The organism is Methylobacterium sp. WL119, assembly GCF_008039875.1.
Taxonomy (GTDB): domain Bacteria; phylum Pseudomonadota; class Alphaproteobacteria; order Rhizobiales; family Beijerinckiaceae; genus Methylobacterium.
Window position 1 is genome coordinate 1 of record NZ_VRUU01000086.1, and the last position, 19843, is coordinate 19843.

Annotated in this window: 17 protein-coding genes and 2 pseudogenes; 12 read left to right on the forward strand and 7 right to left on the reverse strand. The window is 70.9% G+C overall.

The features are described 5' to 3' along the window. Both FV227_RS30020 and FV227_RS22295 read left to right on the forward strand, forming a co-directional pair. A pseudogene (locus tag FV227_RS30020) lies at positions 1–124 on the forward strand (sugar transporter); the annotation flags it as partial. A 158-nt stretch (positions 125–282) separates the two neighbouring features. Next, positions 283–1428, forward strand: coding sequence for a branched-chain amino acid ABC transporter substrate-binding protein (locus FV227_RS22295; protein ID WP_147725610.1), 1146 nt, complete (start codon positions 283–285; stop codon positions 1426–1428). Positions 1429–1437: 9 nt separating this feature from the next. Here the strand turns inward: FV227_RS22295 and FV227_RS22300 are convergent, their stop codons facing one another. Then, positions 1438–2010, reverse strand: coding sequence for a protein-tyrosine-phosphatase (locus FV227_RS22300; RefSeq protein WP_147859932.1), 573 nt, complete (start codon positions 2008–2010; stop codon positions 1438–1440). A gap of 95 nt (positions 2011–2105) precedes the next feature. Here FV227_RS22300 and FV227_RS22305 point away from each other — a divergent pair, with 95 nt between their 5' ends. From FV227_RS22305 to FV227_RS22320, 4 genes are all read left to right on the forward strand, one after another. Next, positions 2106–3218: an ABC transporter substrate-binding protein gene (locus FV227_RS22305; RefSeq protein WP_147725609.1), complete on the forward strand. Its 1113-nt coding sequence runs from the start codon at positions 2106–2108 to the stop codon at positions 3216–3218. Positions 3219–3338: 120 nt separating this feature from the next. Then, positions 3339–6494 (forward strand): CheR family methyltransferase, encoded by a 3156-nt coding sequence (locus FV227_RS22310; RefSeq protein WP_147859933.1) that lies wholly within the window; start codon positions 3339–3341, stop codon positions 6492–6494. Between the two features lie 82 nt (positions 6495–6576). Next, entirely contained in the window at positions 6577–7314 is a 738-nt protein-coding gene (locus FV227_RS22315; protein WP_147725607.1) for a Crp/Fnr family transcriptional regulator, read from the forward strand. Between the two features lie 78 nt (positions 7315–7392). Beyond that, complete coding sequence (locus FV227_RS22320; protein ID WP_147859934.1) at positions 7393–8139, forward strand: sensor histidine kinase; 747 nt, start codon at positions 7393–7395, stop codon at positions 8137–8139. Between the two features lie 18 nt (positions 8140–8157). Here FV227_RS22320 and FV227_RS22325 read toward each other — a convergent pair whose 3' ends face one another. Together FV227_RS22325 and FV227_RS22330 are read right to left on the reverse strand one after the other, a co-directional pair. Further along, the gene (locus FV227_RS22325) at positions 8158–8541 is read right to left on the reverse strand and encodes a response regulator (RefSeq protein WP_147859936.1); all 384 of its coding nucleotides are present in this window, start codon (positions 8539–8541) and stop codon (positions 8158–8160) included. Between the two features lie 96 nt (positions 8542–8637). Further along, positions 8638–9759 (reverse strand): hypothetical protein, encoded by a 1122-nt coding sequence (locus tag FV227_RS22330; protein WP_243947399.1) that lies wholly within the window; start codon positions 9757–9759, stop codon positions 8638–8640. A gap of 579 nt (positions 9760–10338) precedes the next feature. Here FV227_RS22330 and FV227_RS22335 point away from each other — a divergent pair. The 4 genes from FV227_RS22335 (at position 10339) to FV227_RS22350 (ending at position 14469) form a co-directional block, all read left to right on the forward strand. Continuing rightward, a complete protein-coding gene (locus tag FV227_RS22335) occupies positions 10339–11727 on the forward strand; it encodes a deoxyribodipyrimidine photo-lyase (protein ID WP_147725605.1) in 1389 nt (462 codons plus the stop codon). 219 nt (positions 11728–11946) lie between these two features. Next, a complete protein-coding gene (locus FV227_RS22340; RefSeq protein ID WP_147859935.1) occupies positions 11947–13290 on the forward strand; it encodes a chloride channel protein in 1344 nt (447 codons plus the stop codon). Positions 13291–13391: 101 nt separating this feature from the next. Next, a complete protein-coding gene (locus FV227_RS22345; protein WP_147752961.1) occupies positions 13392–13571 on the forward strand; it encodes a DUF1328 family protein in 180 nt (59 codons plus the stop codon). A 40-nt stretch (positions 13572–13611) separates the two neighbouring features. Further along, the gene (locus tag FV227_RS22350) at positions 13612–14469 is read left to right on the forward strand and encodes an SDR family oxidoreductase (protein WP_147859937.1); all 858 of its coding nucleotides are present in this window, start codon (positions 13612–13614) and stop codon (positions 14467–14469) included. A 26-nt stretch (positions 14470–14495) separates the two neighbouring features. Here FV227_RS22350 and FV227_RS22355 read toward each other — a convergent pair whose 3' ends face one another. Next, positions 14496–15479 (reverse strand): cation diffusion facilitator family transporter, encoded by a 984-nt coding sequence (locus FV227_RS22355; protein WP_147725602.1) that lies wholly within the window; start codon positions 15477–15479, stop codon positions 14496–14498. Positions 15480–15628: 149 nt separating this feature from the next. On the opposite strand from FV227_RS22355, the gene FV227_RS22360 reads away from it, so the two are divergent. After that, positions 15629–16060, forward strand: a complete 432-nt coding sequence (locus tag FV227_RS22360; protein ID WP_147725601.1) for an HIT family protein — start codon at positions 15629–15631, stop codon at positions 16058–16060. Positions 16061–16064: 4 nt separating this feature from the next. Here the strand turns inward: FV227_RS22360 and FV227_RS22365 are convergent, their stop codons facing one another. From FV227_RS22365 to FV227_RS22375, 3 genes are all read right to left on the reverse strand, one after another. Next, entirely contained in the window at positions 16065–16478 is a 414-nt protein-coding gene (locus FV227_RS22365) for a PilZ domain-containing protein (protein WP_147725600.1), read from the reverse strand. Positions 16479–16571: 93 nt separating this feature from the next. Beyond that, entirely contained in the window at positions 16572–16799 is a 228-nt protein-coding gene (locus tag FV227_RS22370) for a hypothetical protein (RefSeq protein WP_147725599.1), read from the reverse strand. A gap of 75 nt (positions 16800–16874) precedes the next feature. Next, entirely contained in the window at positions 16875–18971 is a 2097-nt protein-coding gene (locus FV227_RS22375) for an NAD(+) synthase (protein ID WP_147725615.1), read from the reverse strand. A 270-nt stretch (positions 18972–19241) separates the two neighbouring features. Between FV227_RS22375 and FV227_RS22380 the strand changes: the two are divergent. Continuing rightward, positions 19242–19843 (forward strand): annotated as a pseudogene (locus FV227_RS22380) (DNA translocase FtsK); the annotation flags it as partial.

The following is a 19843-nucleotide window of genomic DNA, read 5'->3' on the forward strand; positions in this document are numbered from 1 at the left end:
AAACCGCGACCTCGTCTACGTCTCCAACGCCCCCTTCACCGAAGTCTCCAAGGTCGTCAGCGTCTTCTCCACCGTCGCAGGCCCCGTCGCATCCGCAGCCTCCGTCTACGCCTACTCACGGTAGGCGTTTTCCCCGCCCGACGCGGTGCCTCCGTGCGCGATGCGTCGCCGGTCGACTTGCCCGATCGCGGGTTTTCCCGGAAACAGGCGGCCGTCCGGGACGCGGCTCGGTGTTTGGTCCGCTGCCGTGCCGGAGGTGCGTCGATGCCGAGAAGGGGCCTGATGACGATCGGACGCGCTTCCCGGTTCGACCCGACCCTGGCCCAGTCCCGCATCCGCAGCCTCCGTGCCGGCCTCGCGCTGGCGGTGCTAAGCGTGGTTCCCGCCTGCGCCGACGTGGTGGTCGGCGTCGCGGTCCCGCGCTCGGGCGCCTACGTCTCGGTCGGCGAGCAGGTGCTGCGCGGCGTCGAGGCGGCGGCCCGCGACGCCAACGCGAAGGGCGGCCTCGACGGGCAGGCCATCCGCCTCGACGTGCAGGACGACGCCTGCGATTCCAACACCGCCACGGCGGTCGCCAACCACTTCGTGCGGTCCGACGTGGGCCTCGTCGTCGGGCACGTGTGCTCGAACGCCTCGCTTGCGGCCTCGGAGATCTACAGCCAGAACGGCGTCGCGATGATCACCGCGGCCTCGGTCTCGGCGAGGTTGACCGATCGCGGTCTGCCGACGATCTTCCGCGTCTGCGGCCGCGACGACGACCAGGCGCGCCTCTCGGCGATCGTGCTGGCCGAGCGCTTCCGCGACCGCAAGATCGCCTTGCTCCAGGATCTGACGCCGGCCGCGCGCGCGCTCGCCACGGCGACCAAGGACAACCTCAACCGCATCGGCATCAACGAGGCGCTGCTCTCCGCCTTCTCGCCGAGCGATGCCGACGACGCGGCCTTGGCCGACCGGCTGAAGGCGGCCGGCATCGAGGTCGCCTATTACGGCGGCGACGCCGCCGAGATGGGCCGGCTCGTGCGGATCTCGGCCGAGCGCGGCTTCCGGCCGCAATGGTTCGGCACCTCCGCGATCGCCACGCCGGATTTCGCCAAGATCGCCGGCGGGGCGAGCAACGGCGTGCTGATGACCTTCTACCTCGACCCGAGCCGCCAGCCGGCGGCGGCCGAGGTGGTGAAGGCGTTCAAGGCCGAGGGCGGCGACCCGACGGGCTCGACGATCTACGGCTATGCCGCGCTGCAGGCGCTGGTCGCGGCGGCCAACTTCGCCCACACGCAGGACCCCAGGCGCATCGCCGCGACGCTGCACGCCGAGCGCTTCGACCTCGTGCTCGGGACGGTCGGCTTCGACGGAAAGGGCGACGTCACCGCTCAGGGCTACGTGCTCTACGTCTGGAAGGACGGCGTCTTCACCCCCGCGCCGAAGTAGCCCGTCCGCTCAGGCGGCCTCGGCGGCGTCGACCTCGGGCCCGCGGCCGAGGCCGCGCAGCAATTCGGCGAGGTGCGGGCGCACGCCGAGCTGAAGCTTGTGCAGGCACCGCACCGCCGCGTCGAGCGTGCCCCGACGGTCGAGCATCGCGTCCGCGAAGCCGATCATCCGCGCGTTCGGCCAGGCCGGCTCGCGGATCGCGTGCAGGCGCCGGACCAGGACCTCGGCGTCGGTCTCCGGCTCGGCGTCGCTCATCAGGATCAGCAGCGCCGCGGTCGAGCGCGACAGGCCGTAATGGCAGTGGACGAGGAGATGCGCGGCAGGTCCCGCCTCGCGGTCGCGCCCGAAGGCCAGGATCGCGGCGACGTGCTCGGGCTCCGGCGGGACGAGCCCCTCGCCCGGTCCGAGGCAGTCGTGGAAGTGCAGGGTCGTGCGCCGATGGGGGCCGTAGGCGGCGAAGTCCGCCGGCTCCGGCGTGCCCGGATCCAGCAGCGACAGCACCCGGTCGACGCCGCGGTCGCCGTGGCGCGCAAGCTCTTCCAGTCCGCAGACGGTGTGGAGGGTGATGGAGGCGGGTGTCACGACGGCGGGGCCTAGCACGGCACGTCGACGGTTTCGAGACCCGCACCGGACGTGCTAGGGGCCGCGGGATCGCAGCCGATGCCGAGGGAGGTGCCATGACGACCGTGAAGCGACGTGCGCTCCTCACCGCTGGGCTCGGAGCCGCCCTCGCCTCCCCCGCTCTTGCTTCCCCAGCACTTGCCGCCACCCCGGCCCAGGGCGGTCCCGAGGTCCGTTGGCGGCTCGCCTCGGCCTTCCCGAAGAACCTCGACATCCTGTTCGGCGCGTCCGAGACGCTCGCCCGCATCGTCGGCGAGGCGACCGACGGCCGCTTCGCGATCCAGGTGACGGGTCCCGGCGAGCCGGTGCCGGCCGACGGGCTTCTCGATGCGGTCGCGGCCGGCACCGTCGAGATGGGTCACGGGCCGGCCACCGTCGCGGCCGGCAAGGATCCGACGCTCGCGCTCGCGACCGCGCTGCCCTTCGGCCTCAACGCCCGCGGCCAGAACGCGTGGTGGCTCGCCGGCGGCGCCAACGACCTGTTCGCCGACCTGCTCGCGAAGAACGGCCTGGCGAGCCTGCCGGGGGGCAACACCGGCGCCCAGATGGGCGGCTGGTTCCGGCGCGAGATCAAGACGGTCGCCGACCTCCAGGGCCTGAAGATCCGCATCGGCGGCCTCGGGGCGCAGGTGCTGGCCAAGCTCGGCGCCGTGCCGCAGGCGGTCCCGGGGCCGGAGATCGCGGCCGCGCTCGAGGCCAAGCGCCTCGACGCCGCCGAGTGGATCGGCCCCTACGACGACGAGCGCCTCGGCCTGCAGAAGGCCGCGCCGATCTACCATTATCCCGGATTCTGGGAGGGCGGCGCCATGCTGCACTTCTGGCTCAATGCCGAGACGTGGAAGGCGCTGCCCAAGCCCTACCGGGCGATCCTCCAGGCGGCCTCGGCCGAGGTCGCCGCGGACGTCCAGGCCAAGTACGACGCCCGCAACCCGGGTGCGCTCCGCCGGCTGGTGGCGACCGGGGCGCAGCTCCGCCCGTTCCCGCAGGACGTGATGGAGGCGGCGCTGAAGGCCGCCAACGACGTCTACGCCGAGATCGCGGGCAAGAACCCGGACTTCCGCCGCATCTACGAAGCGATGAAGACCTTCCGCAACGAGGAATATCTCTGGTTTCAGGTGGCGGAGTATACCTACGACAATTTCATGATCCGTGCGCGGGCGCGCGGATAAGCGCGGTGCCGCGGTTTCGGTTTTCGTGGCAAGATTGCGATCCTCGGAGGTTTGCCCGCGGCTGCAAGTCCCAAGCCGTCGCGGGATCGCACCGAAACTGTCGCGGAACAGCGTTCGATAATGCCCGATGACAATCTCGTTCCCGAGACCTTCGACGACGTGCCGGAGCGCTCCGGGCGTTGCCTGATCGTCGGCGTCGGGGTCTCCGCCGGCGGGATCGAGGCGCTGGAGGGCTTCTTCCGCGGCATGCCGAGCCTGCCGGGGCTCGGGATCGTCATCGTGACGCATCTGAGCCCGTGGCGCGAGAGCGTCCTCCACGAGATCGTCTCGCGGTTCACGGACCTGCCGGTCGAGGTGGCCGCCGACGGCCACGCGGTCGCGGAGAACCACGTCTACGTCCTGCCGGCCGATGCCGTCGTCGGCATCCGCAACGGGATCCTCGTCGTGCAGCGCCAAGGCGCCGACCAGCGCGAGCGGCACCCGGTCGACATCTTCCTCAGCGCCCTGGCGGCCGACCAGGGCGAGTATTCCGGCGGCGTCATCCTGTCGGGGGGCGATTCGGACGGGACGCTCGGCATCAAGGCGATCAAGGAGCACGGCGGCATCACGCTGGCCCAGGTCGCCAACGGCGACGGGCCGCAGCACCCGGAGATGCCCTCCAGCGCGATCGCGACCGGGTACGTCGATTTCGGCGTTCCCTCCCACGAGATGGGCGACAAGCTCGTCGCCTACCGCCGAAGCCTGTCGATGACCGATGCGATCCTGGCCGGCGGCGGTCCCGACGAGGCCGGCCGGTCTCCCGACGCGCTGCGCGGCGAGATCTACGCGATCCTGCGCGCCCAGGTCGGGCACGATTTCGGCGGCTACAAGACCAAGACCTTCCTGCGCCGGGTCCAGCGCCGGATGCAGATCCTCCAGGTCGAGGCCGTCGCCGCCTACGTCGAGCGGCTCCGCCGGGATCCGGCCGAGGTCTCGGCCTTGTTCCGCGACCTCCTGATCAACGTGACCACGTTCTTCCGCGACGCCGACGCCTTCGCCGTCCTGAGCGAGAGCGTCATCCCGAAGCTCTTCGAGGGCCGCGGCGCCGACCAGACCGTCCGGGTCTGGGTGCCGGGCTGCGCCACCGGCGAGGAGGTGTTCTCGCTCGCGATCCTGATGCTGGAGCACATGGAGACGCTGAGCGCGGTCTGCCGCGTGCAGATCTTCGCCACCGACATCGACGAGCACGCCCTCGGCGTCGCGCGGACCGGCCGCTATCCGGAGCAGCTGCTCGACGGCGTCTCGCCCGAGCGCCGCCGCCGCTTCTTCGTGCGGGACGGGGCGAGCTTCGTGCTGATCAAGCCGGTGCGCGACCTGTGCATCTTCTCGCCCCACAGCGTCATCCGCGACCCGCCGTTCTCGCGGCTCGACATGGTCTCGTGCCGGAACCTGCTGATCTATTTCGGGCTCAGCATCCAGAACCAGGTGCTGCCGACCTTCCACTACGCGCTGAAGCCCGGCGGCTTCCTCTTCCTCGGCATGTCGGAGAACCTGAGCCAGTTCGCCGACCTGTTCGCGCCGATCGACAAGAAGCACCGCATCTTCCGCAGCCGCGCCGACCACGCGACGGAGCCGCGCGTTCCGCTCGCCCTCAGCGGATTGCGCGCGATGTCCCAGATCGGAGATCTGCGGCCGCGTCAGTCGGGCAGCAGCAGCCTGGCGCTTCGCCATTCGGTCGAGGTGCAGGTTCTCGAGCGGTTCTCGCCGCCCCACGTCGCCGTCAACCGCCAGGGCGACGTGGTCTACTACTCGAACCGGACCGGCAAGTACCTCGAGGCGGCGCCGGGCCTTCCCACCCGCCAGCTCCTGACGATGGCGCGCAAGGGCCTCAGGCTCGAGCTCCGGGCGGCGTTCCGCGAGGCGGTCGACACCAACGCCCAGGCGGTGCGCGAGGGACTCGTCGTGGAGGGCGACGACGGCCGCGTGCAGATCGTCACCGTGACCGTCGAGCCCCTGGTGGCGCAGCGCTCCGAGGAACCGCTGTTCCTGGTGCTGTTCAGCGACGAGGGGCCGTCGATCAGCCGCGAGGCGGCGCAGAAGCGCTCGGTCTCGGCCCAGGACGAGGTCGCGCTCCAGCTCGAGCGCGAGCTGCGCGAGACCCGCGAGCGCCTGCAATCGCTGATCGAGGAGTACGAGACCGCGCTGGAGGAGCTGAAATCCTCCAACGAGGAGCTGGTCTCGGTCAACGAGGAGCTGCAATCGACCAACGAGGAGCTGGAGGCCTCGAAGGAGGAGCTGCAATCGGTCAACGAGGAGCTCTACACGGTCAACGCCGAGCTGAACGGCAAGGTCGAGGCGCTGGACCGCGCCAACACCGACCTGCACAACCTCTTCGCCAGCACCGACATCGCGACGGTGTTCCTGGACGCGAAGCTGGTGATCCGCAGCTACACCCCGGCGGTGACGGAGATCTTCAACATCCTGCCGAGCGACCGCGGCCGCCCGATCACCGATTTCGCCGGCCGGCTGACGCTGCCGAACCTCGCCGAGGACGTCGCCGCGATCATGCGGGGCAGCGACACGATCGAGCGGCAGATCGACCGTGGCAAGGACGCCGCACGCTTCCTGGTGCGGCTCGCGCCCTACCGGAACGGCGAGAACCGGATCGAGGGCGTCGTCGTCAGCTTCATGGACGTCACCGTGCTCGCCCGCGCCGAGATGAGCCAGCGCGTCCTGGTCGCGGAGCTGCAGCACCGGACGCGCAACCTCCTGGCGGTGGTCCAGTCGATCGCCCGCCAGACCCTCGGGACCGGGCCGGCGGTCGAGGGCTATGCCGAGCGGCTGAAGGCGCTCGGCCGGGTGCAGGGCCTGTTCGGCCGCTCCGACAGCGGTGCGGTCGACCTCGCCGAGCTGGTGCGGCTCGAGCTGCGTGCGCATGGCGGCGAGGAGAACGACCGGATCACCGTCTCGGGGCCGGCCGTCGCCCTCGACTTCGAGCACGTCCAGACCTTCGCCCTCGCGCTGCATGAGCTGGCCACCAACGCGGTCAAGCACGGTGCCCTGGCGCAGGCAGAGGCGCGCCTGGCGATCGGATGGACCTTGGGCGCGAGTCCCGCCGGCGGGCGGCTGCTCGTCCTCGACTGGATCGAGAGCGGCGTCGTCATGCCGGCCGCGCCCGAGCGCCGCGGCTTCGGGCGCGACCTGATCGAGAAGGCCCTGAGCTACAGCCTTCGCGCCCAGGCCCGATTCGAGCTCGGGACGGACGGCGTCCGTTGCCGCATCGAGATGCCCCTATGAGTTGTAGCGTCAAGAGGTTACACCTGTATCCGTCAGGCGGCGTGACCGGCGCGGCCTGCGCGGCGGCCAGGTTCGAGACGGCATGACCAATCCCTTCATTCGGAAGCTGGAGAACTTCACCCGCTTCTCCCTGGCGGATCGGAAGGCGCTCTCCGACGCGACCGCCCAGAACCTCCGCCGGCTCGGCGCGCGCGAGGACATCATCAACGAGGGCGACGAGCCGCGGGCCGTCAACCTCGTCCTGGAAGGCTGGGCCTGCCGCTACAAGCAGCTGCAGGACGGGCGCCGGCAGATCATCGCGTTCTTCCTGCCGGGCGACCTCTGCGACCCGCACATCTTCACCCTGCGCCGCATGGATCACGCCGTCGCCTCCCTGACGCCGGTGACGCTGGCCCGGATCACGCAGGAGACCATCGAGGGCATGACGGCGGCCTCGCCCCGCATCGCCGAGACGCTGTGGTGGGAGATGCTGCACAACGCCGCCGTTCAAAGGGAATGGACCGTCAGCCTCGGGCAGCGCTCGGCCGTCGAGCGCCTTGCCCACCTGCTCTGCGAATTGTATCTGCGCCTGCGCGCGGTCGGCCTCACCGAGGGGACGGCCTACGACCTGCCGGTGACGCAGGCCGACCTTGCCGACACCCTCGGCCTGTCGAGCGTCCACGTGAACCGAACCCTCCAGGAGCTGCGCGGCGCGGGCCAGATCACCTGGAAGGGCCGACGCGTGACGATCCACGACCTGCCGGCGCTTATGGCGCTCGCCCTGTTCGACCCCGGATACCTCCACCTCGATCACGAGGGCGCGCATCTCGATGCGAACTGAGGTCGGCCTCGCACCGGACGCCGAGACCTGCCAAGCTGCCCCGGAACGAAGCGACCGCTTCGCAGGGACCGGGGCCCGATGACCATCGACGGTCGGATCGCCGCGCTCGAGGCCGAGAACGCAGCCCTGCGTCGGCACCTCGGCGCGGCCGGGCTCGACCTCGGGTCGCCGCCGGCGACCTCGACCGCACCGGCGATGGTCGCGGTCCTCCATCGGACCCGCAACACCCTGGCGATGATCCGCGCGATCATCCGGCGCTCGGCGGACACCGATCGCAGCGTCGAGGAGTGCCTGATGCGCCTCGACGGCCGCCTCGGGGCGATCGCCCGCGTGCAGAGCGCGGGGATCACCGCTGCGTTCTGCGGCATCGACCTGCACTCGATCCTCGCCGACGAGCTGCTGGCCCTCCTCGCCCGCGAGGGCGAGCAGGTCGCGATCGAGGGGCCGAAGGTTCTGCTGGCGCCCCGCGCCGCCGAGGTGTTCGCGCTCGCCGCCCACGAGCTCGCCAACAACGCGATGGAATACGGGGCGCTGACGATCCCCGACGGCCGCATCGCCGTCGCCTGGCGCCTGGAGCCCGGCGCGGCGGCACCGATCCTGTCGCTCACCTGGACCGAGACCGGGCTGCACGACCTGCCGGCCGAGCCCGCGCGCTGCGGCTTCGGCACCGAGATGCTGGAGCACACGCTGCGCTACGAGTTCGGCGCGAAGACGAGCCTGGCCTACGCTCCCGGCGGCCTGCGCTGCGCGATCCGCTTCGCTCTGGTGCCGAGGATCGGCATCGTGCACGACCCGTCGGCGGACGAGGACGGGCTCGACGCGTAGGTTGTTTGGATCGGACGGTCAGGCCCCGAACAGCGCGCGGGCGATCGCGCCCGGTTCCACCGGCTTCTCGCAATGGGCGACGTCGGCGTAGCGCGGCGGCACCATCTCCCGGTCGTAGCCGGTCGCGAAGACAAAGGGGATGCCGCGTGCCGCCAGCGCGTCGGCCAGCGGAAAGACCATCTCGCCCTGCAGGTTGATGTCGAGAACGGCGGCATCGAGGTGGCGCGTCTCGGCGAGCAGCGTCAGGCCGTCGGCGACGGTGGCGGCCGGCCCGACCACCTCGGCGCCCCCCGCCTCGAAGCTGCGCGCTAGGTCGGAGACGATGAAGTCGTCGTCCTCGACGAGCAGGACGCGGCGCTTGGCCAGCGGAGCCGGCACGGTTCGGTCGCCGAAGGGGTCCATCGTGCTCACGGTTCTTCCAGCCTCGTATCCGGCGACAGTATCGCACGGATCCGCGCGAGAAAGCGGCCGTGAACGCGCGGCGGGCGCGTCCGGCGGTCAGGGCGTGCGCTTGCGCAGCACGAAGGTGCCGTAGGCGAGGAATTTCTGCGCGCGCTTGCCGGTGTCGACCTCCGTCGTGAACACGTTCCCGCGCGAGTCGACGGCAAGGTTGTGGACCCAGTGGAATTGCCCGGCGCCGCGCCCGTTGCGGCCGAAGGCGCCGAGGGTCTTCCCGGTGGCGCGCGACAGGGTGCGGACCTCGTTGTTCGCCCCGTCGGCGTTGAGGAGGAAGCTCTCGTCGGCATCGGGCCATAGGGCGAGTTCCCAGACCGAGCCGTTGGCGCGGGTGTTGGTCTCGACGAACATCTCCTTCACGAAGCTGCCGTCCTTCCTGAAGACCTGGATGCGGTCGTTGGTCCGGTCGCAGACGTAGACGAGCCCGTCGCGTGCGATCTTCACGCAGTGGACCGGGTTGGCGAATTGCTGCGACGGGGCGGCGGCGGGATCGTAGGGCGGCAGCTTGTCGTCGGTCGGCGGCCGGCCGTAGGCGCCCCACATGCGCTTGAACGCCCCGGTTTCGGAATCGAACACGATGATGCGGTGGTTGTAGTAGCCGTCGGCGACGTAGACCTCGTTGGCGGCCGCGTCGAAGTCGACGTTGGCGGGCTTGCCGAGCCGGCTGGTGTCGCGGCTGTCGGTCTGCGGCCCGGACTTGCCGATCTGCATCACGAACCGCCCGTCGACGGTGAACTTGAGCAGCTGCCCGTCGTTCGCGCCGTTGCCGGCGATCCAGACGAAGCCCTTCGGATCGACCTGGATGCCGTGCTCGTTCTCGGGCCAGTCGTAGCCCTGCCCCGGCCCGCCCCAGGAGCGCAGCACCGTGCCGGCCTGGTCGAACTCGAGGACCGGGGGCGCCGGCTTGCAGCACTTGGTCCGCGGCGGATCGAGGCTCGCCGCCTTCTCGTCGTCGGTGAGCGTGCGCGGGCGCTGGACCACCCAGACATGGTCCTGGGCATCGACCGCGACGCCGGCCGCCTGCCCCATGATCCAGTCGTTCGGCAGCGGCTTCGGCCAGGCCGGGTCGACCTCGAAGGTCGGCACCTCGACGGCACCGCACGGACCGACCGCCGTCGCGGCCCAGAACAGCCCGACCGCCAGCGTCTCGCCGAGCTTAGGCATGTGGATCTCCTCCCGGCGGCGCACTTCCGGCGCCTGCGGGCGCAGTCTGCGGCGGGTCTCGGCGGGAGGCCAGGGGGCGGGGGTGTCGGCGCGGCGCGACGGGTGACAGATCCACCACAACCGTCGGGCGCAGCGCCTCGTGACGACCGCGCCCAAGAAAAAAGGCCACTCCCGAAGGAGCGGCCCGAAGTCTAGGGAGGAAACGCCCAAGAAGGGCAACAGGACCGCGACGCCATCGCCGTCCCGCGCTGCACAATCTGATCCTCCCGATCGGAAATGCAAGGGGTTTCGGTCAGTGATCCTGTCGTTTCTCGCAGGCCGGCTCGGGTCGATCGCGGCATGTGTTGAAAATGTCGCAGGCGCGCGCACCCGTTTTTCGGCCTTCGATGGCCGGGCTGCCGCCGGTCGATAATCGGTAAGTCTATGACTAGGAACAGGTTTTAGCACCCCCGCCGGAGCATCGAAGCGGGCGGGACCGCTTGCGATCGCGTCTCGCGCGCAGCGGGACGATCGCGCTCCACGCTCTAGCTGAGCCGACACGGTTCCGCGATGCGAGCCGGACGGGGACGACGCGACGACATGGCGATTCACGAAAAGCGCTTCCGGGTCCTCAACGATGCCGCACCGCGGCAGGGCGGAACCTACGTGCTCTACCTGCTGCAGCAGGCGAACCGGGCGCATCACAATCCGGCGCTCGAATTCGCGATCGAGGAGGGCAACCGTCTCGGCCTGCCGGTGGTGGCCTGCTTCGGGCTCCTCGACGGCGCCAGCGGGTTCCCCGAGGCCAACGCCCGGCACTACGCCTTCCTGCTGCAGGGGCTCGCCGATGCGAAGTCTGGGCTCGAAAAGCGCGGCGTCGGCTTCGTGATGCGCAAGGCCTCGCCCGCCGAGATCGCCATCGACCTCGCCCGCGACGCAGCGCTCCTCGTGCTCGATCGCGGCTACCTCGCGATCCAGAAGCGCTGGTACGGCGAGATCGCGAAGGCGGTCGAGGCCCGCGTCGTCCAGGTCGAGGGCGACGTCGTGGTGCCGGTCGAGGTCGCCTCCTCCAAGCACGAGTTCGCCGCCCGCACGCTTCGGCCCAAGCTGCACAAGCTCTGGGACGACTTCCTGGAGCCGCTCTCGGCCCGCAAGGTCGCGCACGGGGCCGACGGCCTGAAGCTCGCGAGCGAGATCGACGTGTCCGACCCGATGAAGGTCCTGGCCGGCATGAGCCTCGACACCGAGATCGCACCGGTGAAGCGCTTCGTCGGCGGCGAGACCCAGGCCCGCAAGCGCCTGAAGGCGTTCCTGGCGGACGGGCTGTCCGGCTACGGCAACGGCCGCAACCGGCCCGAGGCGGCGGCCGCCTCGCACATGAGCCCCTACCTGCATTTCGGCCAGATCTCGCCGGTGGAGATCGCGCTCGCCGTGCGCGCAGCCAAGGACGGCGACGGCGACGACCGCGGGGCGTATCTCGAGGAGCTGATCGTCCGGCGCGAGCTCGCCTCCAACCACGTGTTCTACACCGACGGCTACGACGACTACGCCAAGGCGGTGCCGGACTGGGCGCAGAAGACGCTGGCCGAGCACGCGGACGATCCGCGGCCCTACCGCTACACCGAAGCGCAGCTCGCGGCCGGCGAGACCCACGACCGCTACTGGAACGCCGCTCAGGCCGAGATGCGCGAGACCGGCTACATGCACAACCAGCTGCGCATGTACTGGGGCAAGAAGATCCTCGAATGGTCGCCCTCGCCGAAGGTCGGCTTCGAGCGGACGCTGCGGATCAACAACCGCTACTTCCTCGACGGGCGCGATGCGAACTCGTTCACCAACGTCGCCTGGGTCTACGGCCTGCACGACCGCCCGTGGGCACGCCGCAAGGTGTTCGGCACCGTGCGCTATCAGAGCGAGAACTCGCTCAAGAAGTTCGATGCCAAGTCCTACGTGAAGACCGTCGAGACGCTCTGCGCGGCGGAGAAATAGCCGCCCTGCCCCTCGGGGCATAGCAAGCTCCTCGCGGGAGCATGTTCCAAGATCACCGGATCGGGGAACATGCTCTTCCTTGTCGTGAAGTCGCATTTTTCTCACGCGAGCCGCCATTCACCGCGTTCGAAAATGCTTTAAGCCACGGGGGCTGACGCAACCCGGCTCCGGTCGACTTGCCGAGGCGAGCGTGCCCCGTCCGTGTCGAGTTCTCGCGCCATGCCGCCCCGTTTCCGCACCCGCGCGTCGATCGCGCGCCTGCGCAGCGCCTCGATCGGGGCCTATCCGCTCTGGCGCGGACGGCTGCTGTTCCTGGTCGGCGGCATCTGCGTCGGCCTCGCCGCCGTCCTGATGGCGCGATGCGCCGACGCGGCGCAGGTCGGCTTCAAGGCGCTCGTCGGCGTATCGCCGCTGGCGGCGCTCGTCGTGACGCCCGCCGGCTTCGCGCTCGCCGCCCTGCTGGCGCGAACGGTGTTCCCGAACTCGCAGGGCTCCGGCATCCCGCAGGTGATCGCGGCGCGCCACACCCGCGATCCGGGCTTTCGCCACCGGCTGATCTCGCTCCGCGTCGCCTTCGGCAAGATCGTGGTGATGACGCTGGGGCTCGCCTGCGGCGCCTCCTCGGGCCGCGAGGGGCCGACGGTGCAGGTCGGCGCGGCGATCATGGCCGCGGTCGGGCGCCTGACGCCGGACCGGCTGCCCGGCCTGATCCTCGCCGGCGGTGCGGCCGGCGTCGCGGCCGCCTTCAACACGCCGCTGGCCGGCATCGTCTTCGGGATCGAGGAGCTCGGCCGCGCCTACGAGCCGCGCTCGTCCGGCCTGATCGTCGCCGGCATCGTCGCGGCCGGCCTCACCTCGCTCTGGCTCGTCGGCAACTACACCTATTTCGGGACCAGCGACGTGACGCTGCCGCTCGGCAAGGGCTGGCTCGTCGTCGTCGTCCTCGGAGCGGCGGGCGGCTTCGCCGGCGGCGTGTTCAGCCGCCTCGTCATCCTGTTCGCGCGCGGGCTGCCGGGCCGCGCAGGCCGCTGGATCGCCCGGCATCCGATCGCCTTCGCGGGTCTCTGCGGCCTCGGCGTCGCGCTCGCCGGGCTCGCCTCGGGCGGGTCGGTCTACGGAACCGGCTACGAGGAGGCGAAGGCGCTGCTGCACGGCGATTCCGCGGCGCGGCTCGACTTCGCGCCGTTGAAGTTCTGCGCCACCGCCCTGTCGGCGATCAGCGGGATCCCCGGCGGCCTGTTCGCGCCCTCGCTCGCGGTCGGGGCCGGCCTCGGGGGCATGCTGCAGGACGTCTTCCCGGGCGTGCCGATCGGCGCGCTGGTGCTCACCGGCATGGTCGCCTACCTGGCCGGCGTGCTGCAGGCGCCGATCACCGCCTTCGTCATCGTCACCGAGATGACCCAGGACCACGCGATGATGATCCCGCTGATGATCGCGGCGGTGCTGGCCGACGCCGCCTCGAAGACGGTCTGCCGCACCGGGCTGTACCACACGCTCGCCGAGATCATGCTCGCGCGCGCCGAGCCGGCGAAGGACGAGACGCGAATCGAGGGCGAGAAATAACGGATCGAACGCGCGCGCGGGCGGGAACGGTTGAGCTTGGCCCGCATTGATCGGTCGCCTTCCCTGCCGGCCGTTCGCCGGTTCGTTCCGGAGTGTTCGGCATGACCCTTCTCAAATGGGCCCTCATCTGCTTCGTCGTCTCGGTGATCGCCGGCGGCCTCGGCTTCACCGGGATCGCCTCGGGCGCCGGATCGCTCGCCCGCATCCTGTTCGGCATCTTCCTGGTCATCGCCATCGTCATCGTGGTCATCGCCTTCGCCGTCGGGCAGGCGGTGTTCTGAGGCCCGGACGGTGGCCTCGGATACGCGGCCGGGCGCCGTCCTGAACGGGCGCACCTGCCTCGTCACCGGCGCCACCTCAGGGATCGGCTACGAGACCGCCCTGGGGCTGGCGAAGGCCGGCGCCCGGGTCGGCATCGTCGGCCGGGACGCGGGGAAGGTCTCCGCCTCGGCGCGCGCGATTTCTGCCGCGGTGCCCGGGGGGGCGGTCGACACCTTCGTCGCCGACCTCTCGTCGCAGGCCGAGATCCGGCGTCTGGCGGGCGAAGTCCGTGCCGCCTACCCGCGCCTCGACGTGCTGGTGAACAACGCCGGCGCGATCTTCGACCGTCGCCTCGTCACCGTCGACGGGTTGGAGCGCACCTGGGCCCTCGATCATCTCGGCTACGTGCTGCTCACCCTCGAGCTCCTCGACCTGCTGAAAGCTTCCGGCCGGCCAGGTGCCGCGTCGCGGATCGTCAACGTGGCCTCGGCCGCCCACACCCGCGGCCGCATCGCCTTCGACGATCTCCAGGCCGAACGTTCCTACGGCCCGATGCGGGCGTATGCGCAGGCCAAGCTCGGCAACGTGCTGTTCACCTACGCGCTGGCCCGCCGCCTCGCCGGCACGCCCGTCACGGTGAACGCCCTGCATCCGGGGGTGATCGATACCGGCTTCGCCAAGTACACCGGGGGCGCGTTCGGCTTCGCCTGGAACCTGATCCGGCCGTTCCTCACCAAGCCCGCCGAGGGCGCGACGACGACGCTGCACGTGGCGACCGCGCCAGCGGTCGAGGGCGTGAGCGGCCGCTACTTCGCGCGCAGCCGCGAGACGGGGTCGTCGCGCCACAGCCGCGACGAGCGCGTGCAGGAGCGGACCTGGGCGCTGAGCCTGCAGCAGATCGGGCACGTGCCCCGGTAGGTCGCACCCGACCTTTTCCCGGACCGTCAGCCGGCCGTCGCCTCAGCGGCGACCCTGCCCATCGCGGGTACGGATGCCGCGCGCGCCTGCGCCTCGATGAACACGCGGGTCACGTTCGGGACGCGGGCCTTCAGGTCGCGGTCGAGGCGCGCCGAGACCCGTTCGACCTCGCCCGCGCTGAGGTCGTCGGCCATGTCGAGGCTGACGTTCACCAGGATGTCGGATGGGCCCATGTGCTGGGTCAGCACCTCGTTGACGGTGTTCACCCCCGCTTCCGCGCCGACCACCTCCTGGATCGCCGCGACGACCTCGGGGTCGGCGGCCTCGCCGATCAGCAGCCCGTGGGTCTCGATCATCAGGAAGATCGCCATCCCGACCAGCACGAGGCCGATGCCGACCGACGACCATCCGTCGAGGGCCGGCCTGTCGAGGACGTGCGCCAGCACCACGCCGGTCAACGCGATGACCAGGCCGATCAGGGCGGCGACGTCCTCGACCAGGATGGTGAACAGCGCCGGGTCCTTGCTGCGCCGGATCGCGCTGAGCGGCGAGCGGTCGCCCTTCTCGGCCCAGAACGCGCGCATCGCGACGAAGCAGGAGTAGCCCTCCGCCGCGACCGAGAAGCCGAGGATGGCGACGTTCACCCAGAACCCCGGCAGCGGGTAGCCGAACAGGCTCGCGTCGGCCGCCGGCTCGGGGTGTCGGATCTTGTGGGCGCCCTCGTAGATCGCGAAGATGCCGCCGCCGAGAAAGATCAGCAGCGCGACGATGAAGGCGTAGAAGTAAACCTCGCGGCCGTAGCCGAACGGGTGCTTGGCATCCGCCGGCTTCTTTGCGCGCTTCAGGCCGACGAGCAGCAGGATCTGGTTGGCGGTGTCCACCACCGAATGCGCGCCCTCGGCCAGCATGGCGGTCGAGCCGGTGAGGAAGGCGCCGACGAACTTCGCCACGGCGATGGCGAGGTTGGCGCCGGCGGCGGTGTAGATGGCGCCGGTGCTCTCATGTGCCATGCGTGTGGGGTCCTGTCCGATCGCCGGGTCGGATCGCAGCTGGGCCGCAGCGATCCGACCACAAGCGCATGGACCGCCGGGGAGTTCCGGCGGCGTGGACGCCGGAGGCGGGCCGGTGCATCCTGGATGCCGCAACCACGGGTGCCTGCATGCCGGATACGACCTACGACGCCGACAACATCTTCGCGAAGATCCTGCGCGGCGAGATTCCGGCGCACCGGGTCTACGAGGACGCCGACACGCTGGCCTTCATGGACGTGATGCCTCAGGGCCCCGGCCACACCCTGGTGATCCCGAAAGCGCCCGCGCGCGGGCTGCTCGACGCCGAGCCCACTTCGCTCGCCGCGCTCGCCGCCAGCGTGCAGACGGTCGCACGGGCGGTGAAGGCGGCGTTCAAGGCGGACGGGCTGACGGTGTTCCAGTTCAACGAGGTGGCCGGGGGGCAGACGGTGTTCCACCTCCACGTCCACGTCGTGCCCCGCTTCGAGGGCGTGCCGCTCCAGCGCCACGAGGGCGGGATGGCCGATCCGGCGGTGCTCGCGGACCACGCCCAGCGGATCCGCGACGCCCTGAAGGGCTGAGGCCTCAGGCGGCGGTCGCTGCACCGGTCGGCGCCACCCCGGTTAGGAGCCGGCGCAGGGCCGCATTCTCGGCTTCGAGCTCGCTCACGCGGCGGAGCAGGAAGGCGATGGAGGTCTCGTCCACTGCAGGTTCGGCGGCGGGCACCGCCGGCGCGGCCTTGGGCGTCTCGACCGCGAAGGTGATCCCGACGCCGTCGGCGCGCCGCCAGCGCATCGCCGAGCGGTAGGTCCGCTCCTTCTGCGGGATGAAGAGGTCGAACATCTCCGGCAGCGTCGCGGTCTCGCTGAGCACGAGACGCGCACCCGTCGAGGAGAAGTCCCGCACGAGGCAATCCATGCTCGAGGAGCCGTTGTTGAACAGGATGCGTCCCTTGAGGAACACCCTCTGCCGGACCTCGTTGCGATTCTCCGACGACATGAAACGAGCCTCAGGACCGAAAATTCAGGCTCGATCGTCCCACGGCGCCCCTTAAGGAATGCTCGCCGCGATCGCCGACTCCGCCCGGCTCACCTATAAAAAGCGCCGGTCTACGGTCTGGAACAGGTAGAAGCCGTTGAAGCGGACCCCGGTCTGCGCGGCGCGGCCGTCGAAATCGAGGGGGAGACCCGAGCTCTCGTCGAGCTTGCCCCCGAAGGTCCAGCGGCCGCCGCCGAGGAAGCTCGGGACGCGGCTGGACTCGGGAACGGCGCAGCACAGTCCCTCGACGCTCTTCAGGCGGAACAGGTTGTAGCTCTGCATCGGAGAATCTCCGCTCAGCCGACCCCTCTGGCCGGATCCGTCTTACCCGACGATCCGGCTTGACCGTGTGGTTAATCACACACTCTGTCCGGTTTGTGTCGATCCGGTTTCGGGGACGTTGCGCTCCAGCTCGTCGAGCCAGATCCGGGCCGAGCCGTCGGACGGCGCACGCCAGTCGCCGCGCGGGGAGAGGGCGCCCCCGGCGGAGACCTTCGGCCCGTTCGGCAAGGCCGAGCGCTTGAACTGGCTGAACCCGAAGAAGCGGGACAGGAACACCCCGAGCCAGCGCCGGATCTCGGGCAGGCCGTAGGCGACGCGCTTGTCGGCGGGAAAATCCGGCGGCCAGGCGCCGGCCGCCGCATCGCCCCAGGCATGCAGGGCCAGGAACGCGATCTTCGAGGGCCGGAAGCCGTGGCGCAGCGTATAGAACAGCGTGAAGTCCTGCAGCGCGTAGGGGCCGATCGTGGCCTCGGTGCTCTGCGGCGCCGCGTCGGCCTCGGCGGGCACCAGCTCGGGCGAGATCTCGGTGTCGAGCACCGCGCTGAGCACGCGCCCCTCCTCCGTGCCGAACTGGCCCGAGGCGATCGTCCAGCGGATCAGGTGCTGGATCAGGGTCTTGGGCACCCCGGCGTTGACGGCGTAGTGGCTCATCTGGTCGCCGACGCCGTAGGTGCACCAGCCGAGCGCCAGCTCCGACAGGTCGCCGGTGCCGACGACGATCGCGCCGGCGTGGTTGGCCAGCCGAAACAGGTAGTCGGTGCGCAGGCCCGCCTGCACGTTCTCGAAGGTGACGTCGTAGACCGCCTCCCCCGCAGCGTAGGGGTGGCCCATATCGGCGAGCATCTGGCGCGCGGCGGGTCGGATGTCGATCTCGGCCGCGGTGGTGTCGAGCGCCCGCATCAGCGCGTGCGCGTTCCCCTTCGTCGCCTCCGAGGTGGCGAAGCCCGGCAGGGTATAGGCCAGGATGTCCGAGCGCGGATACCCGAGCCGGTCGAACGCCTTGGCGATCACGATGAGGGCGTGGGTCGAATCGAGGCCGCCCGAGACGCCGATCACGGCCTTGCGGGTGCCGGTGGCCTCGAGGCGCTGGGCCAGCCCTGCGACCTGGATGTTGTAGGCCTCGTAGCAATCCTGCGCGAGGCGGGCCGGATCGGCCGGCACGAAGGGAAACCGCTCGATCCGCCGGATCAGCCCGAGGTCGCCCGTCGGCGGATCGAGGCGGAACGACGCCCGGCGGTAGGCCGGGCGGGAGCCCGGCCGCGCGTTGTCGTCGAAGCTGCCGGCCTGCAGGCGCTCCTGGGCCAGCAGGTCGAGGTCGATGTCGGCGAACGTCGCCACCGGCCCGGCGGCGAAGCGCTGCCCTTCCGCCAGCCGCACGCCGTTCTCGTCGATGCTGGTCTGCCCGTCCCAGGACAGGTCGGTGGTGGATTCGCCGAGCCCCGCGGCGGCGTAGATGTAGGCGCACAGGCCCCGCATCGAGGCGGCGCGCGAGAGCAGGGCGCGCGACTCCGCGCGGCCGACGGTGATCGGGCTGCCCGAGAGGTTCGCCAGCACCGTGGCGCCGGCGAGCGCGGCGTGCATGCCCGGCGCGTCGGGCACCCACAGGTCCTCGCAGATCTCGACGCCGACGATCAGGCCCGGCACGTCCTCGGCCGCGAACAGCTGGTCGGCGCCGAACGGGACCGCGTGCCCGGCGAAGCGCACCGTCTCGGCCGCGATGCCGGCGCCGGAGGCGAAGTGGCGCTTCTCGTAGAACTCCCGGTAGTTCGGCAGGTGGATCTTCGGGACGATGCCGAGGAGGCGGCCGCCCTGGATCGCCAGCGCCGCGTTGTAGACCCGGTTGCGCCAGCGCACGGGCGCACCAACGAGGAGGAGGGGGCGCAGGGCCGCCGAGGCGGCGATCAGCCGTTCCGCCGCCGCCTCGACCGCATCGAGCAGCGTCGCCTGCAGAAGCAGGTCCTCGATGGCGTAGGCCGAGAGGGCGAGTTCCGGGAACACGGCCACCGCGACGCCTTGCCGGTGACAGTCTTGCGCCAGCGCCAGGATCGCGTCGGCGTTGCGCTCGGGGTCCCCCGGATGGCTGCGCCCGGTGCAGGCGGCCACGCGGGCGAAGCCCTGGGCGTAGAGGGACCGGAAGTCCCGTGGGAGTTGGGTGGGTGCCAAGGGCGTCACGACCCGCGCGAGGGAGGAGTTCCGCGCCACCTTACCGCCTGGCGGCCCGCCCCTCCAGCGGCCCGCGCCGGACCGGTTTCAAGGCTCTGTTAACGACGTTCGGCCTAACTCGGATCGACCGTTCCGGGCGGGACGGCCTTCCGTGTTTCGAGTTTTTGAGAACCCATGCGCGCATCGGGACGGCCTCCCTATTCTCATCGCGACCCCTCTCGCCCCAGTCGCGGCGGCGACCGCCCGAGCCTCACGCTCGGCGCGCTGGCCCATCGGCTGATGTCGTTGCGGGCCAGCCTGACGCGGCGCCTCGTCGGCGGGCCGCAGCGCCCGAGCTACGCCATCGCCGGTACCCGGCCGGCGCCGAGCTGGCTCACGCCGCCGAACGCGATGCTGGGTCGCGGCGCCGAGCCGGATGCCGGCGGCTGGACCGATTCGCGGGCCGGCCAGGATGCCGTGTTCGCCCATGCCTGGCCCGCCGAGATCTTCGACGACCGGGCGACCCTCGACATGCTCGACGGCGCCCGGCCCGAGAGCCGGATCGACGCCTCCGCCTCCTCGCCGGGCGTGCTCGTGCGCTCGCCGCGCCGGCCCGCCGCGATCACGCCGGAGGACATCGACCGGCCGCGCGGCGTCGCCCGCTCGGTTCCGGGGCCCTCCGACCGCTCCGCGACGGCTTCAGCCGTCGCTTCGCCCGTCCCTTCGGCCGTGCGCTACACCCGCACCCCCGACACCATCCTGCAGGAGCGCCGCCAGCGCGCGCTGGAAGCCGAGCGCAACGCCCTCGACCTGGCGCGGGCCGAGGCCCAGGCCGCGATGCTGGCCGCGGCCGCCGAGCGCGACGCCGCCGAGCCAGGGCGCCGCCTGGAACAGATCGGCGA

Bases quoted from the DNA above. Each gene is read 5' to 3' on its own strand.
- FV227_RS22295 (WP_147725610.1), top strand. From the start codon at position 283: ATGACGATCGGACGCGCTTCCCGGTTCGACCCGACCCTGGCCCAGTCC.
- FV227_RS22305 (WP_147725609.1), top strand. From the start codon at position 2,106: ATGACGACCGTGAAGCGACGTGCGCTCCTCACCGCTGGGCTCGGAGCC.
- FV227_RS22310 (WP_147859933.1), top strand. From the start codon at position 3,339: ATGCCCGATGACAATCTCGTTCCCGAGACCTTCGACGACGTGCCGGAG.
- FV227_RS22315 (WP_147725607.1), top strand. From the start codon at position 6,577: ATGACCAATCCCTTCATTCGGAAGCTGGAGAACTTCACCCGCTTCTCC.
- FV227_RS22320 (WP_147859934.1), top strand. From the start codon at position 7,393: ATGACCATCGACGGTCGGATCGCCGCGCTCGAGGCCGAGAACGCAGCC.
- FV227_RS22325 (WP_147859936.1), bottom strand. From the start codon at position 8,541: ATGGACCCCTTCGGCGACCGAACCGTGCCGGCTCCGCTGGCCAAGCGC.
- FV227_RS22330 (WP_243947399.1), bottom strand. From the start codon at position 9,759: ATGCCTAAGCTCGGCGAGACGCTGGCGGTCGGGCTGTTCTGGGCCGCG.
- FV227_RS22335 (WP_147725605.1), top strand. From the start codon at position 10,339: ATGGCGATTCACGAAAAGCGCTTCCGGGTCCTCAACGATGCCGCACCG.
- FV227_RS22340 (WP_147859935.1), top strand. From the start codon at position 11,947: ATGCCGCCCCGTTTCCGCACCCGCGCGTCGATCGCGCGCCTGCGCAGC.
- FV227_RS22345 (WP_147752961.1), top strand. From the start codon at position 13,392: ATGACCCTTCTCAAATGGGCCCTCATCTGCTTCGTCGTCTCGGTGATC.
- FV227_RS22355 (WP_147725602.1), bottom strand. From the start codon at position 15,479: ATGGCACATGAGAGCACCGGCGCCATCTACACCGCCGCCGGCGCCAAC.
- FV227_RS22360 (WP_147725601.1), top strand. From the start codon at position 15,629: ATGCCGGATACGACCTACGACGCCGACAACATCTTCGCGAAGATCCTG.
- FV227_RS22365 (WP_147725600.1), bottom strand. From the start codon at position 16,478: ATGTCGTCGGAGAATCGCAACGAGGTCCGGCAGAGGGTGTTCCTCAAG.
- FV227_RS22370 (WP_147725599.1), bottom strand. From the start codon at position 16,799: ATGCAGAGCTACAACCTGTTCCGCCTGAAGAGCGTCGAGGGACTGTGC.